General features: G+C 69.2%; 14 protein-coding genes. 9 read left to right on the top strand and 5 right to left on the bottom strand.

Translation table 11 applies throughout. The features are described 5' to 3' along the window. Positions 1 to 21 precede the first annotated feature (21 nt). From I4Q42_RS17030 to ku, 4 genes are all read left to right on the top strand, one after another. Positions 22 to 1,818, top strand: a complete 1,797-nt coding sequence (locus I4Q42_RS17030) for a glycoside hydrolase family 15 protein (RefSeq protein WP_198577278.1) — start codon at positions 22 to 24, stop codon at positions 1,816 to 1,818. Between the two features lie 132 nt (positions 1,819 to 1,950). Further along, positions 1,951 to 2,730, top strand: a complete 780-nt coding sequence (gene otsB, locus I4Q42_RS17025; RefSeq protein ID WP_198577277.1) for a trehalose-phosphatase — start codon at positions 1,951 to 1,953, stop codon at positions 2,728 to 2,730. Next, positions 2,727 to 4,184, top strand: coding sequence for an alpha,alpha-trehalose-phosphate synthase (UDP-forming) (locus I4Q42_RS17020; protein ID WP_198577276.1), 1,458 nt, complete (start codon positions 2,727 to 2,729; stop codon positions 4,182 to 4,184). The genes otsB and I4Q42_RS17020 overlap by 4 nt, the downstream gene beginning before the upstream one ends. A gap of 1 nt (position 4,185) precedes the next feature. Further along, positions 4,186 to 5,019 (top strand): non-homologous end joining protein Ku, encoded by an 834-nt coding sequence (gene ku, locus I4Q42_RS17015; RefSeq protein WP_198577275.1) that lies wholly within the window; start codon positions 4,186 to 4,188, stop codon positions 5,017 to 5,019. Here ku and I4Q42_RS17010 read toward each other — a convergent pair. Continuing rightward, positions 5,016 to 5,573, bottom strand: a complete 558-nt coding sequence (locus I4Q42_RS17010; protein WP_269816519.1) for a sugar O-acetyltransferase — start codon at positions 5,571 to 5,573, stop codon at positions 5,016 to 5,018. The two genes, ku and I4Q42_RS17010, sit on opposite strands and share 4 nt — an antisense overlap. 197 nt (positions 5,574 to 5,770) lie before the next feature. Here I4Q42_RS17010 and I4Q42_RS17005 point away from each other — a divergent pair, with 197 nt between their 5' ends. Beyond that, a complete protein-coding gene (locus tag I4Q42_RS17005; RefSeq protein WP_198577274.1) occupies positions 5,771 to 6,958 on the top strand; it encodes an MFS transporter in 1,188 nt (395 codons plus the stop codon). 152 nt (positions 6,959 to 7,110) lie between these two features. On the opposite strand, the gene I4Q42_RS17000 is transcribed toward I4Q42_RS17005, so the two are convergent. Next, entirely contained in the window at positions 7,111 to 8,040 is a 930-nt protein-coding gene (locus tag I4Q42_RS17000) for a Gfo/Idh/MocA family protein (RefSeq protein ID WP_198577273.1), read from the bottom strand. 103 nt (positions 8,041 to 8,143) lie between these two features. Here I4Q42_RS17000 and I4Q42_RS16995 point away from each other — a divergent pair, with 103 nt between their 5' ends. After that, positions 8,144 to 9,169 (top strand): NADP-dependent oxidoreductase, encoded by a 1,026-nt coding sequence (locus tag I4Q42_RS16995; protein WP_198577272.1) that lies wholly within the window; start codon positions 8,144 to 8,146, stop codon positions 9,167 to 9,169. Positions 9,170 to 9,342: 173 nt separating this feature from the next. Here the strand turns inward: I4Q42_RS16995 and I4Q42_RS16990 are convergent, their stop codons facing one another. Next, complete coding sequence (locus I4Q42_RS16990; protein ID WP_232793229.1) at positions 9,343 to 9,705, bottom strand: copper-binding protein; 363 nt, start codon at positions 9,703 to 9,705, stop codon at positions 9,343 to 9,345. 270 nt (positions 9,706 to 9,975) lie between these two features. Between I4Q42_RS16990 and mdoH the strand changes: the two genes are divergently transcribed. Next, a complete protein-coding gene (mdoH, locus tag I4Q42_RS16985) occupies positions 9,976 to 11,967 on the top strand; it encodes a glucans biosynthesis glucosyltransferase MdoH (protein ID WP_198577271.1) in 1,992 nt (663 codons plus the stop codon). A 178-nt stretch (positions 11,968 to 12,145) separates the two neighbouring features. Beyond that, complete coding sequence (locus I4Q42_RS16980) at positions 12,146 to 13,048, top strand: cobalamin biosynthesis protein CbiG (RefSeq protein WP_198577270.1); 903 nt, start codon at positions 12,146 to 12,148, stop codon at positions 13,046 to 13,048. Positions 13,049 to 13,213: 165 nt separating this feature from the next. On the opposite strand, the gene I4Q42_RS16975 is transcribed toward I4Q42_RS16980, so the two are convergent. Continuing rightward, on the bottom strand, positions 13,214 to 14,581 hold the full coding sequence (locus I4Q42_RS16975; protein ID WP_198577269.1) for an MATE family efflux transporter: 1,368 nt from the start codon (positions 14,579 to 14,581) through the stop codon (positions 13,214 to 13,216). A 118-nt stretch (positions 14,582 to 14,699) separates the two neighbouring features. On the opposite strand from I4Q42_RS16975, the gene I4Q42_RS16970 reads away from it, so the two are divergent. Next, positions 14,700 to 15,704 (top strand): SDR family oxidoreductase, encoded by a 1,005-nt coding sequence (locus I4Q42_RS16970; protein ID WP_198577268.1) that lies wholly within the window; start codon positions 14,700 to 14,702, stop codon positions 15,702 to 15,704. A 145-nt stretch (positions 15,705 to 15,849) separates the two neighbouring features. Here the strand turns inward: I4Q42_RS16970 and I4Q42_RS16965 are convergent, their stop codons facing one another. Beyond that, positions 15,850 to 16,413 (bottom strand): nucleoside 2-deoxyribosyltransferase, encoded by a 564-nt coding sequence (locus I4Q42_RS16965; protein ID WP_198577267.1) that lies wholly within the window; start codon positions 16,411 to 16,413, stop codon positions 15,850 to 15,852. Between the last annotated feature and the right edge of the window lie 12 nt (positions 16,414 to 16,425).

Raw genomic sequence — 16,425 nt, 5'->3', positions numbered from 1 at the left:
CAAAAGCAAGAAGAGCATCCCATGCCCCAGAACCTCGACCTGTTTCCGATCGGCAACTGCGCCGTCAGCGCCCTGATCGACCGCGAAGGCCGCTTCGTCTGGGGCTGCATGCCCCGGGTCGATTCCGATCCGGTGTTCAGCACCCTGCTGAGCGGCCTTGAGGCGCCGTTCGAGGGCGGCAAGGGGCTGTGGGACGTGGTCGTGGACGGCGCCACCAGCGTCGACCAGGCCTATCTGCGCAACACCCCGATCCTGCGCACGGTGATCACCGACGCCGACGGGGCGAGCCTGGAGATCCTCGACTTCGCCCCGCGCTACCAGCAGTTCGGCCGCATCTTCCGGCCCACGGCCTTCATCCGGCTGGTGCGGCCGTTGAGCGGGGTCTGCCGCGCCACCATCCGCCTGCGCCCCTCGGCCAGCTGGGGCGCGCGCCTGGCCGAGCACACGCACGGCTCCAACCACATCCGCTACCTGTGCTCGGACATGACGATCCGGCTGACCACCGACTGTCCGGTCTCGCACATCCTGGAGGAGCGGACGTTCCGCATCGAGCGGCCGATCGCCATGTTCCTGGGCGCGGACGAGGGCTTCGACGCCGATGTCGGGGCCACCGCCGCGCGGATGCTGCAGCAGACCGAGGACTACTGGCTGAACTGGGTGCGGGGCCTGGCCGTGCCGCTGGACTGGCAGTCGGCGGTGATCCGCGCGGCCATCACCCTGAAGCTCTGCACCCACGAGGAGACCGGCGCGATCGTCGCGGCCATGACCACCTCGGTGCCCGAGCACGCCAACAGCGGCCGCAACTGGGACTACCGCTACTGCTGGCTGCGCGATGCCTACTACGTGGTCCAGGCGCTGAACCGCCTGGGCGCGGTCGACATCCTGGAGAACTACCTCTCCTACCTGCGCAACATCGTCGACCGGGCGGCGGGCGGCCATATCCAGCCGCTGTTCGGGGTGGGCTACGAGCCGGCCCTGATCGAGCGCTTCGCCCCGGACCTGGCCGGCTATCGCGGCATGGGGCCGGTGCGGATCGGCAACCAGGCCTTCGAGCACCAGCAGCACGACGTCTATGGCCAGATCGTGCTGTCCTCGACCCAGGCCTTCTTCGACGAGCGGCTGCTGCGGCCCGCGACGATCGACGACTTCAAGGCCCTGGAGCCGGTGGGCGAGCGGGCTTTCCAGTTGCACGACCAACCCGACGCCAGCCTGTGGGAGTTCCGCGGCCGGGCCAACGTCCACACCTATTCGTCGGTGATGTGCTGGGCCGCCTGCGACCGGCTGGGCAATGTGGCCGAGAAGCTGGGCCTGACCGACCGCGCCGCCCTCTGGAACGAACGGGCGGCCAAGGTGCGCGCCACGATCGACGGCCAGGCCTGGAACGAGACCCTGGGCCGGTTCGCGGCCACCTTCGGCGGCGAGGAGCTGGACGCCAGCCTGCTGCAGCTGGTCGACCTGCGCTTTCTGGCCGCCGACGATCCGCGCAACAAGGCCACGGTGGCGGCCGTCGAGGCCGGTTTGCGCAAGGGTTCCTACCTGCTGCGCTACGCCCTGCCCGACGACTTCGGCACGCCGCAGACGGCCTTCAACATCTGCACCTTCTGGCTGATCGAGGCGCTCTACCTGGAGGGTCGCATCGAGGAGGCCCGCGACCTGTTCGAGGAAATGCTGGGCCGCCGCACGGCCGCCGGCCTGCTGTCGGAAGACATCGGCTTCGAGGACGGCGAGCTGTGGGGCAACTACCCGCAGACCTACTCGCTGGTCGGGCTGATCAACTGCGCGGCCCTGCTCAGCCGACCGTGGACATCCGTCCGCTGACGGAGCGTCAACCCAGCAGGGTGCACGTTTTGGTGAGCGAAACGTGACGCACAGCTGGACCGTGCAGGGGATCGAAATCGGCCGCGGATGCGTTGTTGGCGCCTAGTTCCATAGTGAAAGGGGCCTAACTGCATGACCGTGTACGGGTCTGCCGCTCGGCTTGCGCCGTCGGATCTTCCGCCGCCGCCCATCAAGATACCCAGTAATTCCGCCTTGTTCCTCGACCTCGACGGAACCCTCGCGCCCATCATGCCCCGGCCCGACGACGTCGGCCCCGACGCCGCGCGGGCGGCGCTGCTCGCACGGCTGCGCGCGGCGCTGAACGACCGCGTGGCCGTGGTCAGCGGGCGCTCGCTCGACGATCTTTCCCGCATCCTCGGCACCGACGGCGTGGCCTATCTGGCCGCCGTACACGGGCTTGAGCGCCGCACCCCGGCCGGCGAGTTTCGCGCCGAGCCGCACGAGGGCCTGCTGGAGGCCCGCGACATCCTCGGCGAGCTGGCCCGCTCGGATCGCGGCCTGCTGCTCGAGGACAAGCACCTGAGCCTGGCCCTGCACTATCGCAACACCCCGTCGGCCGCCGACGCCGTGGTCGAGGCCGCCGAGCGCCTAGCGCGCCAGACCGGCCTCGTCCTGCAACTGGGCGACATGGTCGCCGAACTGCGCACCCCCGGCCAGGACAAGGGCTCGTCCGTCGCCGCCCTGCTGCGCGAGCCGGCCTTCCGGGGCGCCGTGCCGATCTTCGTCGGCGACGACCTGACCGACGAGGACGGCTTTGCGGCCGCCGCCCGCCTGGGCGGCTTCGGCGTGCTGGTCGGGGCCGAGCGCCCGACCGCCGCGACCTATCGCCTGGAGGGTCCGCAAGCCGTCCACGCCTGGCTGGACGCCGCCGTGCAGGAGATGACCCGATGAGCCGGCTGATCGTCGTTTCCAACCGCGTCAACCCGCCCTCCGGCAAGGGCGAGGAAAGCGTCGGGGGCCTGGCCATGGCCCTGGCCGCGGCCCTGCGCGAATATTCCGGCATCTGGTTCGGCTGGAGCGGCAAGACCACGCCGGAATTCACCGGCCAGCTGTCGATGCAGCGCATCGAGGGCGTGACCGTGGCCACGGTCGACCTCGAGGACGGCGACTACCAGGAATATTACAACGGCTACGCCAACAAGACGCTGTGGCCGCTGTTCCACTACCGCGTCGACCTGACGGCCTATGACCGCTCGTTCGGCGAGGGCTACGACCGGGTCAACAAGCGCTTCGCCGAGACCCTGCGGCCGCTGATCGAGCCCGACGACATCATCTGGGTGCACGACTATCACCTGATCCCGATGGCGCGGGAGCTGCGGCGCCTCGGCGTGACCAACCGCATCGGCTTCTTCCTGCACATCCCGTGGCCGGCCCACCAGCTGGTGGTCACCCTGCCCCGCCACCGGCCGCTGGTGGAGGCGATGTTCCACTACGACCTGATCGGCTTCCAGACCGAGGAGAGCCTGCAGGCCTTCGAGGGCTACGTGCTCAACGAGGTGGGCGGCGAGAAGACCGAGGACGGCCGCCTGCGCGCCTTTGGCCAGGTGACCGAGGCCGGGGCCTTCCCGATCGGCATCGACGCCGAGGACTTCGCCCGCATCACCAAGAGCAGCCGCGCCACGCGGGTCTATGACCGGATGGCCGCCCACAGCGTGTTCCGCAAGATGGTCGTCGGCGTCGATCGCCTCGACTACTCCAAGGGTCTGGAGGAGCGGCTGATCGGCTTCGAGCGCTTCCTGCACGACAACGAGGAGGCGCGGAACGAGGTCATGCTGCTGCAGATCGCGCCGATCTCGCGCGACGAGGTCGAGGCCTACCAGGACATCCGCCATCGGCTGGACGGGCTGATCGGGCGGATCAACGGCGCCTATGCCGAGATGGACTTCACGCCGATCCGCTACCTCAACCGCTCCTACCGGCGCGACGAGCTGGCGGGGGTCTATCGCGCGGCCAGGGCAGCCCTGGTGACGCCGCTACGCGACGGCATGAACCTGGTAGCCAAGGAGTATGTGGCCTCGCAGAACCCCGACGATCCGGGCGTGCTGATCCTGTCGCGCTTCGCCGGCGCCGCGCGGCAGATGAAGGAGGCGCTGATCATCAATCCCAACAGCCCCGAGGAAATCTCCGACGCCCTCAGCCGGGCGCTCGCCATGGACGAGACCGAGCGCAAGCGGCGCTGGGAATATCTGATGGATAACGTCACCCGCCAGGACGTCACCGCCTGGCGCGACGACTTCGTGGCCGCCCTGAAGGGCCGCCCGCCGGTCACCGAGGCGGCCAATACCGAGGTCGAGGAAGCCCCGCTGCGGGCCGTCAAGAAGACCCTGGCCGGAGCCAAGACCTGACATGGCCGCCCGTCCCACCTGGCAGGGCCACCTGCGGCTGTCGCTCGTGACCTGCCCGGTGGCGCTCTACACCGCCACCAATCCCGGCGGCGAGGTGCGCTTCAACCTGCTGCACCCCGAGACCCACAACCGCATCAAGATGGTGGCGACGGACCCGGACCTCGGACCCGTCGAGCGGTCCGACCTGGTCAAGGGCTACGAGGTCGAGAAGGACCGCTACGTCATCGTCACGCCGGAAGAGATCGAAAGCGTGCGGCTGGAAAGCACCCGCACGATCGACATCGAGCGCTTCGTCGACGTGGCCGACATCGACCGGCTGTACTGGGACAACCCCTATTTCCTGGTCCCCGACGGCAAGCTGGCGGTCGAGGCCTATTCGGTGATCCGCGACGCCATGGCCGGCGCCAAGCGCATCGCCCTGGGCCGCGTGGTCATGCACACCCGCGAGCGGCTGCTAGCCATCGAGCCGCGCGGCAAGGGGCTGATCGCCTATTCCCTGAGGTCCTACGACGAGGTGCGCGACCCGGCCGACCTGTTCGACGACATCCCGGCCAGGAAGGCCGATCCCTCGATGATCGCCATCGCCCGCAAGATCATCGAGCAGCAGGACGGCCCGTTCGAGCCCGAAGCCTTCAAGGACCGCTACGAGGACGCCCTTCGCGCCCTGATCAAGCGCAAGGAAAAGGGCGGCAAGGCCAAGGTCACGGCGGCCCCGGCCGAGGACACCAACGTGGTCGACCTGATGGAGGCGCTGCGCAACAGCCTGGCCGGCAAGGCGGCGGCGACCAAGACTCCGGCCAAGAAGACGGCCGCAAAGACCAAGAAGGCCTCCTAGCCGCCCTTCACGCGGGCCGGATTGCCGACCGCCGTCGCGCCGGCCGGCACGTCGCGGGTGACCACGGCGCCGGCCCCGATCACCGCGCCGTCGCCGATGGTGACGCCGGGGACGATGATCGCCCCGCCGCCGATCCAGACGTCCTTGCCGATGGTCACCGGACGTCCGAATTCCAGGCCGGTCTTGCGGGTCTCGGCGTCGCGGGGATGGTCGGCGGCGAAGATCTTCACGTGCGGGCCGATCATCGTGCGGTCTCCGATCGAGACCGTGGTCACGTCGAGGATCACGCAGCCGAAGTTCATGAACACCCCGTCGCCGAGCACGATGTTGTAGCCATAGTCGCAGTGGAACGGCGCGCGGATGTTGGCGCCGGGACCGACGCTGGCGAAACGCTCCTTCAGCAGGACTTGGCGCTGGGCGATCGTCTGGCCCGGGGCGTTGTAGCGCTCCATCCAGTCGAGGGCCTGTTCCTGGTCGGCGACGATCTCGGCGTCCATCGGATCATAGAGGTCGCCGGCCAGCATGCGCTGCTTGTGGGTGCGGTCGTCGGTCAAGAAAGGCTCCGGATGGTGCGTGAGACCTGGATGAACCAGAAAGTCCTTCCCGATCAAACCACAAAACCCGTGGAAGGAAGGGTCCAGACCGCGCAATGCCGTCCTATAAATCGCACCCCGAAGCCCTATATGCCGGGCGTCCGATACGGAACGCCGCCCCCACCCCCTCTTCGACGACGGGCGGCCTGGAGTCGCCGATGAGTACAGCCGCCCTTTCCGACGCGCCGGAAACCCATGCCCTGGGCCGAGGCCTGACCTTCGCCATGGCCGCCGCGGCGGGGCTGGCGGTGGCCAACATCTACTACAACCAGCCGATGCTGGGCCTGATGGAGCGCGACCTGCCCGGCGCCGTGACGGCCTTCGTGCCGACCGCGACCCAGCTGGGCTATGCCGCCGGCCTGTTCCTGCTGACGCCGCTGGGCGACCGGGTCGAGCGCAAGGGCCTGATCGTCGGCCAGTTCCTGGTGCTGGCCGTGGCCCTGGTCGCCGCCGCCCTGGCGCCCAATGCCGCCCTGCTGCTGGCCGCCTCGCTGCTGGTCGGGGCCGGGGCGACCGTGGCCCAGCAGATCGTGCCCTTCGCCGCTCACCTGTCGGCGCCCGAACGCCGGGGTCAGACGGTGGGCACGGTGATGGCGGGGCTGCTGTGCGGCATCCTGCTCAGCCGCACCCTGGCCGGGGTGGTGGCCACCCACGGCGGCTGGCGGGCGATGTTCTGGCTGGGCGCGCCGATCGCCCTGGCGGCGGCGGGCCTGATGGCCATCGCCCTGCCCCGCAGCAAGCCGGCCGCCGACCTGACCTACAAGGCCCTGCTGACCTCCCTGGGCGAGTTGTGGCGCGCGTTCCCAGCCCTGCGGCGGGCGACCCTGACCCAGGCCTGCCTGTTCGCCGCCTTCACCGCCTTCTGGACGATCCTGGCCCTGCACCTGCAACGCCGCTTCCACCTGGGCGCGGACGTCGCGGGCCTGTTCGGGATCGTCGGCGTGGTCGGCGTCCTGGCCGCGCCGATCGCCGGCCGCATCGCCGACAAGCGCGGCCCGCACCTGACCATCGCCCTGGGGGCGGTGCTGACCCTGGCCTCGTGGATCCTGTTCGGGACCTGGATCTCGATCGCCGGCCTGGTCGCTGGGGTCGTGCTGCTCGACTTCGCCATCCAGGGGGCGCTGATCTCCAACCAGCACCTGGTCTACGCCCTGCGGCCCGAGGCGCGGGCGCGGCTCAACACCCTGTTCATGGGCGGGATGTTCTTAGGCGGCGCGGCGGGATCGGCCGCGGCCGCGGCGGCCTGGCACGCGGGCGGCTGGACCGGCGTGGCGCTGCTGGGCGCGGGTCTGGCGGCCGTGGCGACGGTGTTGCAGACGAGGAGCTTGCGGGGGCGGAAGGCGTAGACCCTTCGCAACTCAAAAAAAAGAAGTCATCGCCCGGCTTGTCCGGGCGACCCAAGCCGAGCCGGCCAAGGGCTACTCGGCAAAGTCAGCTTGGGTCGCCCGCATGAAGCGGGCGATGACTTCTGTTTGTGGAAGCGGGAGAAAGCTCCCCCTCAATCCACCGAATGCTCGACCGCCAGCGCCAGGTCGAGCGCCCGGGCGGCTTCCTCGCCGGTGACGACCGGACGCGGGGCTTCGCTGCGCACGGCCTTCAGGAAGCCGGCGACGCTCTGGCCCAGGGGATCCTTGCCGGCCGGGGTTTCGGTGAAGTCCTCGATCAGCGGGAACGGCGTGGTGTTGCGGAAGGTGCGGGCCAGGAAATCGATCTCGACCTCGCCCGACGGGAAGACGACCTTCATCGTCCGCTCGCGGGCCTCGGCGACACGCGAGCTGTCGAACACGGCGGTGAACCCATTCGCAAAGGTCGCCTCGACCTTGACCCAGTCCAGGCCGTAGCCGCGCGCGGCCTCGCCCTCGCCTTCCACGGCCACCGGATCGGCGGCGCACAGCGCCAGGGCCAGGTCGATGTCGTGGATCATCAGGTCCAGCACCACCGAGACGTCGAGATTGCGGTCCGACGGCGTGCCGCGACGCACGGCCTCGAGGCGCAGCGGCTGTTCGGGAATGTCGAGCAGGCCCATGGCCTGGAACACCACCCGTTCCTGGTGGCCGCAGGCCAGCGGCACGCCGGCCTTGGCGGCGGCGGCGATCATGGCGTCAGCGTCTTCCGGCGACACGGCCAGGGGCTTTTCGGAATAGACCGGCTTGCCCGCCTTCAGCGCCGCCAGGGCCGCCTTGGCGTGGTGCACGGCCGGGGTGGCGACGGTGACGACGTCGACCGCGGCCAGGAAGGCGTCCATGTCGTCAAAGGCCGCAGCGCCCAGCGGGCCGGCCAGGGCCTGGGCGCGCGCCAGGTCGATGTCGAACACGCCGACCAGCTCGACGCCCGGCAGCTCGGCGTATTTCTTCGCGTGGTAGCCACCGAACACGCCAGCGCCGACAACGCCGGCCTTCAGGGTTTTGACTTGAGGATCTTGGGTCATGGGCGCTGTCTCTAGCCGCTTCGGGATGCCGCGAAAAGCTTTGGCGGGCGACGCGGACGAGCGCTAAACATTCGTTTGAACCAGAACATAAAGGGAGGTCGCCATGACCACGTCGCGTGAGATCCGCCTGAAAAGCCGCCCCGTCGGCGCGCCGACGCTCGACAATTTCGAACTGGCCAGCGTCGAGTTGCCCGCGCCCGGCGACGGCGAGATCCAGGTCAAGAACCTCTACATGTCGGTCGATCCCTACATGCGCGGCCGGATGAGCGACCGGAAGAGCTATGTGCCGCCGTTCGAGCTGGGCAAGGCCCTGCAGGGCGGCGCGGTCGGCGAGGTGGTCGCCTCCAACGATCCGGACTTCAAGGTCGGGGCCCTGGTCAGCTCGATGTTCGGCTGGCGCGAGGCCTTCAACGCCAATCCGAAAGCCCTGGCCGCCGCCGGGCCGATGGGCGGGATCACCAAGCTTTCCACCCACGGCATGCCGCCCGAGATGTTCCTGGGCGTGGCCGGCATGCCCGGCATGACCGCCTATGCCGGGCTGCTGCGCGTGGCCGCCCTGAAGGAAGGCGACGTCGTCTTCGTCTCGGCCGCCGCCGGCGCGGTGGGTTCGGTCGTCTGCCAGATCGCCAAGATCAAGGGCCACACGGTGATCGGCTCGGCCGGCGGGCCGGAAAAGGTGGCCTTCCTCAAGGAGATCGGCGTCGATCACGTGATCGACTACAAGGCCACGCCCGACGTCGTCGCCGAATTGGCCAAGGTCGCCCCCAAGGGGATCGACGTCTATTTCGAGAACGTCGGCGGCGCGCACCTGGAGGCGGCCCTGAACTCAGCCCGGCCGTTCGGGCGCTTCGCCCTGTGCGGGATGATCTCGCAGTACAACGACACCGAACGCGCGCCCGGCCCGTCCAACATCATCATGGCGGTGGGCAAGAGCCTGCGGCTGGAGGGCTTCATCGTCGCCAACCACTACGACCTGTTCCCGGAATTCGTCCGCGACATGGCCGGCTGGATCAATTCCGGCCAGCTGAAGTGGAAGCAGACGGTGCTGGAAGGCGTGGAAAGCGCGCCGGAAGCCTTCATCAAGCTGTTCTCGGGCGAGAACCTCGGGAAGATGCTGGTGAAGCTCTAAACCCCTCAGTCGCTAGGCGAAGCTCCCGCCGAGCAGGATCCTCCCCCTCTGGGGAGGTGGCCGGAGGGCCGGAGGGGGGACGTTTTCAGCCGCCGCGGTGGGAAGTCATAAGCCACTCCCCTCTCCGTCCGCTTCGCGGACACCTCTCCCACAGGGAGAGGATCTTTGACGTCTTACCGCCCCCGCATCTCGGTCAGTTCCCAGCCCTCACCCTCGGCCGCCTTGCGGAACTTGAAGGTCACCCGCGCGCCGGGATCCAGCGGGGCCTCGGCCAGGACGTCGGCATAGGCCTGAAAGGTCGTGCGGCCCGCGGCCAGCGGCGCGGCGGTCGCGCCGTCGTGATCGAGCGTGAGGACCTGACCGTTCACCGAGGCGATCACGCCTCGAGTCTCGTGTTCGGGCGCCGTCGAGATCGGCGGCGCGGGCCGAGCGGCGGCAGGCTTGGAGGCGTCGTTCTTCGGACCAGGGCCGCAGGCGGCCAATCCCGCGACCGCGAAAAGCGCCAAAACCACCTTGAACTTCATAGCCTTGCCCAATCTCAAGCTCTCTTCCGGCTACGCCATTAAGCGCATTTGCACAGATTTTTTATCGCAACTGCGAAATCGATCACATTTTCGATAGCGATTTCGTGATCGAAGTTTTACTCTAGCTGCGTCGGCGGCTCCCCGCCGGACTTCGTGCAACGCCAGACCCCTCCCGAACGCAGCCGATCCCTAGCGGACCGGAGGCGTCCCGTGAAGGCGCTCGGCGTGAATCGAGGCTCTGAATTTCGTCCGACTACGGTCGGATCCACCGAGACGGACCCGATGACCGAACGCGGCGCCTTCTTCGACCTGGCCACCTCCACCCCGGTGGCCTTCGAAACCGTGATCTCCCCGCGCGACCGGGTCGAGATCCCGACCGAGGCGCCCCTGGCCATGCCGGTCCAGCCGCTGGGCTTCTGGCAGGGCGCGGCCCGCGCCGTGAGCACCCCGGGCTCGGAAACGACGATGCGCCGCTGGGTGGTGTTCATCGCCACCGCCATCATGGGCGCGGCCGGCTGGAAGGCCACCTTCGACACCGTGGCCCTGGGCGGCGTCACCCGCCTGGAAGCCGTCTGCATCACCCTGCTGGCCCCGCTGTTCCTGGCCCTGGCCCTGTGGTTCGTCACCGCCGTCGCCGGCTTCGTGGTGCTGCTGCGCACGCCGAAGGACCCGCTGGGCATCGACAGCAGCAAGCCCATGCCCAAGCCGCGCGCCCGCACGGCGATCCTGATGCCGGTCTACAACGAGGACGCCCAGGCGGTGTTCGCCCGCCTGCGGGCCATGGACGCCTCGATCGCCGAGACCGGCAACAGCCGCGCCTTCGACATCTTCATCATCTCCGACACCCGCGACGCGGCCGTGGCGCTGGCCGAGCAGGCCTGCTTCGCCCGCTTCCGCCGCGAGGCCTCCAGCCACGCCTTCTATCGCCGCCGCGCGGACAATGTGGGCCGCAAGGCCGGCAACGTCGCCGACTGGGTGGCGCGCTGGGGCGGCGACTATGAGCACATGCTGGTGCTGGACGCCGACAGCCTGATGACCGGCGACGCCATGGTGCGCCTGGCCGACGCCATGGAGCGTCACCCGGCCGTGGGCCTGATCCAGACCATGCCGACGATCATCAACGGCCAGACGATCTTCGCCCGCACCCTGCAGTTCGCCACCAAGCTCTATGGCCGCGTGGCCTGGACGGGTCTGGCCTGGTGGTCGGGTTCGGAAAGCTCGTTCTGGGGCCACAACGCCATCATCCGCACCAAGGCCTTCGCCCAGACCTGCGGCCTGCCCTCGCTGAACGGCCCCAAGCCCTTCGGCGGCGAAGTGATGAGCCACGACGCCCTGGAAAGCGCCCTGCTGCGCCGCGGCGGCTGGGCCGTGCACCTGGCCCCCTATCTGGAAGGCTCCTACGAAGAGAGCCCCTCCAACCTGCTCGACTTCGCCACCCGCGACCGCCGCTGGTGCCGGGGCAACGTCCAGCACGTGCCGCTGATCGGCCTGCCGGGCCTGCACTGGATGAGCCGCCTGCACCTGGTGATCGGCGTGCTCAGCTACGCCCTGTCGCCGATCTGGTTCGTGGCCCTGTCGGCCGGCGTGATCTCGCGGGCCCTGATGCCCGAGGTCAAGAAGGCCGCTTTCACCATGGCCGACCTGCAGGCCGCCGCCCACGCCCTGATCGACTGGCGTGAGATCCAGGCCACGGCCTGGGCGATGATCATCACCTTCGTGCTGCTGTTTGGCCCCAAGATCATGGGCGCCACCCTGATCTTCATGCGCAAGCACGAGATCAAGGGCTTCGGCGGCCGTCGCCGGGTGATGGCCGGCCTGGGCGTTGAGATGCTGCTCTCGGCCCTGGTCGCCCCGATGCTGATGTTCACCCAGACCCGCGCCCTGATCGAGATTCTGGCCGGCCGCGTCGGCGGCTGGAGCGCCCAGCGCCGCGACGCCGACAAGCTCAGCTTCCGTGAAGCCTGCGCCGCCATGGGCTGGATCAGCGCCACGGGCCTTGCCCTGGCCGCGATGTTCTGGTTCACGCCGGACCTGCTGACCGCCACCGCCCCGATCCTGGCCGGCCTGATCCTGGCCGTGCCCCTGACAATGCTGGGCGCCAGCAAGGCCGCGGGCCTGGCGATCAAGGCCAACGGCCTGTTCATGACCCCCGACGAGCGCACCCCGCCGGCCATCGTCCGCGCCGCCCTGGGCCCGGTCTGCGAGCCGCCGACCCGCTGGAACATCCGTACGCCTCGCATCGCCGCGATCGCGGCCGAGCAAAACGCCGCTTAACCCGTAGAGCGTGGCAGCCGAAAGTGTGAGCGGTTTCGGCGCCTGCCACGCTCTAAATGCTTGATTTAGAGCCTTTTTAGCCGCCTCACATGATTTCATGTGAGGCTAAAAGGCTCTAGCCGCTCGCCTTTCGGGGGAGTAGAAGCGCGCTTCGTTTGGATTTGACGGAGCGTCCGCTGTGTCGCGGCTTTTCAGCGCCTATGTGATCGTCGACTGGAGCGCGGCGGCCAAGCCCACCACGGGCGCGGATTCCGTCTGGATCGGCGTGCTCAAGCGCGACGTGCGCTTCCGCCTGACGTTCGAGAGCTACAACCCGGCCACCCGCAACGAGGCCGAGTCCAAGATCGCCGTCATCCTCGACGACCTGAAGAAGCGCGGCGAGCGCGCCCTGCTGGGCTTCGACTTCCCGCTGGGCTTCCCGCGCGGCTTCTCGGCGGCCCTAAACCTGCCGGGCGACAAGCCCTGGCGCGCGGTCTGGGACCAGATCAACAAGATGGTCAAGGACAAGGCCGACAACACCAACAACCGCTTCGGGGTGGGCTCGGAGATCAACCGCCGCCTGACCGGCGGGCCGTTCCCGTTCTGGGGCTGCCCGCCCAAGGACGCGCTGACGACCCTGCAGCCCAAGCGCACCCGCGAGCATGGTCCCGACGACCTGCCGGAGTTCCGCCACGCCGACGTGGCGGCCAAGGGCGCGCACTCGATCTGGAAGCTCTATTACAACGGCTCGGTCGGCGGCCAGGCGATCATGGGCATCCCGGCCGTGCGCCGCCTGAAGGACGCCCGCGGCGACGCGGTTCGCATCTGGCCGTTCGAGACCGGCTTCAAGCCCCTGACCGAGGCCGACCTGGAGGGCGTCGACGTGGTGGCGGCCGAGGTCTATCCCTCGCTGGTCAAGGCCGTCCCCGGTCCCGGCGAAATCAAGGACCTGGCCCAGGTGCGCACCCTGGCCGAACACTTCGCCAAGCTCGACGAGGCCGGCAAGCTGGCCGCCCTGTTCGGGCCGGGCAAGGACGCGCCGGAAGCGCTGGTCGATGAGGTCCAGCACGAGGAAGGCTGGATCCTGGGGGCGAACATCTGATCCCTCTCCCCTTGCGGGAGAGGGTGGCCCGCGAAGCGGGTCGGGTGAGGGGTCGCACGAACAGAAACGCCGCGACGGCTGATCAGCTGTCGCGGCGTTTTGCGTCTGAGAGACCCCTCATCCGTCGCCCTTCGGACGACACCTTCTCCCGCAGGGGGAGAAGGATCATCCTCTTTTATCCAGCATCCGATACCGCCCCAGCAGCATCGCCGCCGCCGCGAAGCTGGTGACGATCACCGACCAGACGATGCCGTCGACGCCCAGCTTCATCGGCAGGGCCAGCCACCAGGCCAGCGGTCCCATAATCAGGGCGTAGGCGACCATGTGGGTGGCCGCCGGGATCCAGACCTCGCCGCGCGCGCGCAGGGCCTGGGCGCAGACCACCTGGGTGGCGTCGGGGACCAGGAACAGGCAGGTCAGGGCCAGGGCGGGCGCGATCAGGGCGATGGCGGCCGGGTCGGCGGTATAGGCGCCGGCCACCAGGTGGCGCAGCGGATAGAGCAGCACGGCCACGACCAGCGAGAACACGGCGGTGACCGCGAAGGCGATCCAGCCGGCCCGGCTCATGCCCGCCGGATCGCGCGCGCCATGGGCCCGGGCGACCTGGACGGCGGTGGCGGTCGACAGGCCCAGCGGCACCATGAAGATGATCCCCGCCACGTTCAGCACCACGGCCCAGGCGGCGACATTCAGCCCGCCCAGCCAGCCGGCCACCAGGCTCATGCCGGCGAAGGCCGAGACCTCGAACAGGTTGGACGTGCCCGCCCCGTAGCCGACGCGGCGCTGCTCCTTCTCGGCCGCGCGATCTCGGGCGGGCTTGTCGAACACGCCCATGGCGCGGGCGTCCTTCAGGCGGACGATGACCACCGCCAGCAGGATGGTGAAGGCCACCCGCGCGACGAAGGTGGCCCAGGCCGCGCCCACCGCGCCCAGGGCCGGCAGACCCAGGACGCCGGGCACCAGCAGCAGGTTGACCGCCAGGTTGATCAGGTTGGCGATCCACATGTGGATCGTCACCAGGCCGGGGCGACCCAGGCCCTCCAGCCAGAAGCTCAACGCCACGCTCAGGGCGTAGGGCGTCAAGGAGAGGGAGAAGACGATCAGCGGCGCGGTCGCCCCATCGGCCAGGGTCTGGTCGATGCCTGCGTGGCGCAGCAGCGGCGGGGCGGCCAGGGCCAGCAGCACCGTGCCGGCCAGGCCCAGCCACAGGGCGTAGACCACGCCCCGGCGCAGCACCGCCCCGGCTTCGTGCGGCTTGCCCGCCCCCAGGGCGCGCGAGCCCATCACCTGGGTTCCTGCCAGCAGGCCGACGGTGACGGTGACGAACACCGAGGTCGGGGCCCAGGCCATGGCGTGGAAGCCCAGCTGCTGGGCCGAATAGTGGCCCACGACGATGGCGTCGGTCAAACCCATGACCATGATGCCCAGGCGCGACAGCACCACCGGCCCGGCCAGGCGCAGCAGCTCGATCAGGTCTTGGGCGATGACGCCGCGGTGCTTCCCGGAAGCCGGCGCGGCCGCGGGACGCGACATGGAGGGGCCTTTCTAAGAGGGGGCGGAAAGTGGCCGATGCCCGGGCTTTGGGCAAGTGGCGCTTGGAACGCCGGTCGCGGCCATCGGTTTGCCCGTCTCCCAGCCCTGGAGACGCGCCATGACCGACACCGACTTCGAAGCCGCAGGCGAACGCGCCGCCCAGGCCGAGCGCGACATCCAGGCCCCGCTGGACGCCAAGGAGCAGCGCTCGTTCAAGGAGCAGGACGGCGGCGAGAAGGAAAGCCCGGCCATGCAGGCCGGCGCCCGCCCCTACCCCGCGCCGCCGTTCCCCGAGCAGCACCAGACCAAGCCCGGCAGCGAGGCCGCGCTGGATCCGGCGCCCATGTACGATGCGCCGTTCTACAAGGGTTCGGGCAAGCTGGAGGACAAGGTCGCCCTGATCACCGGCGCCGACAGCGGCATCGGCCGGGCCGTGGCGGTGCTGTTCGCCCGCGAGGGCGCCGACGTCGCCATCGCCTATCTGGACGAGGACCGCGACGCCAACGAGACCCGCCTGGCCGTCGAGCTGGAAGGCCGCCGCGCCATCCTGCTGCCCGGCGACGTGGCCGACCCCGCCTACGCCAAGGCCGCGGTCGAAAAGACCGTGCAGGAACTGGGCAAGCTCGACATCCTGGTCAACAACGCCGCCTTCCAGGAGCATGTCACGGCCTTCGAGGACCTGACGCCCGAGCACTTCGACCGCACCCTGAAGACCAATCTCTACGGCTATTTTCACATGGCCCAGGCGGCGGTGAAGGTGATCCCGCCGGGCGGGGCGATCGTCAACACCGGCTCGGTGACCGGCCTGTTGGGCAACAAGGACCTGCTGGACTATTCCCTGACCAAGGGCGGCATCCACGCCTTCACCCGCTCGCTGGCCACGCACCTCGTGGACAAGGGCATCCGGGTCAACGCCGTGGCTCCGGGCCCGGTCTGGACGCCCCTGAACCCGGCCGACAAGCAGGCGCCCGACGTGGCCCAGTTCGGCGCCAAGACCCCGATGAAGCGCCCCGCCCAGCCGGAAGAGATCGCGCCGGCCTACGTGTTCTTGGCCTCGCCGCAGACGGCCAGCTACATCACGGGGGAAGTGCTGCCGATCATTGGCGGGTACAACGGGGGCTAGCGGGGATCCTTCTCCCCTTGCGGAAGAAGGTGGCGGCCGAAGGTCGACGGATGAGGGGTCGAAAGGCCTCTCCGCAACCTTCTGAGAGACCCCTCACCCGACCTCGCTTCGCGAGGCCCCCTCTCCCGCAAGGGGAGAGGGGTTCTTACTCCGCGTAGAGCCTCAGCGCCTGCAGGCACATCTCCAGCCCGGTCAGGTCGTGCAGCGCGTCGGGCGTGACGATGACGAACAGGCGCCGGGCCTCGGCCCACAGCATGACGCTCTCGGGCAGGCCCAGGTCCTCGACGACGCAGCCGTCCTCGTCGCGCCAGATCCCGTCCTCGCCGCGCTCGGCGCCGACGATCACGTCGACCCGGTCGACATATTCGGCCAGGCTTTCGTCCTCGACGTTGATGTAGGCGAAGATCGGCTTGCCCAGGCCCGCCAGCACGCCGGCCTCGAAGGCCGTGGTCGAGTCGCAGGACGGACCGCGCCAGGGGGTCAGGTTGACGATGGCCGCGTCGACCCGACGCAATTGGGCCATGCGGTCCATATAGAGTTCGCGAGCCTGGATCTCGGAGCCGAAGTCGTCGCCCGGCGCGGCCTGGCCGCCGGAAAAGGCCGTGAAGCCGGCGTCCAGGCACAACGCCTTTCGACGAAGATCTTGGGCTTCGGCGTCGGGGAGCCATGCCTCGGGGCCGGCCAGCCATAGGGAACGGACGGGTCGCATCCGGCCTTAGAG

Origin of the sequence: Caulobacter hibisci (assembly GCF_016135805.1) — a bacterium.
Taxonomy (GTDB): Bacteria; Pseudomonadota; Alphaproteobacteria; order Caulobacterales; family Caulobacteraceae; genus Caulobacter; species Caulobacter hibisci.
The sequence above is the reverse complement of the archived record's forward strand: the minus strand, read 5'-3'. Positions and strand labels throughout refer to the sequence as shown.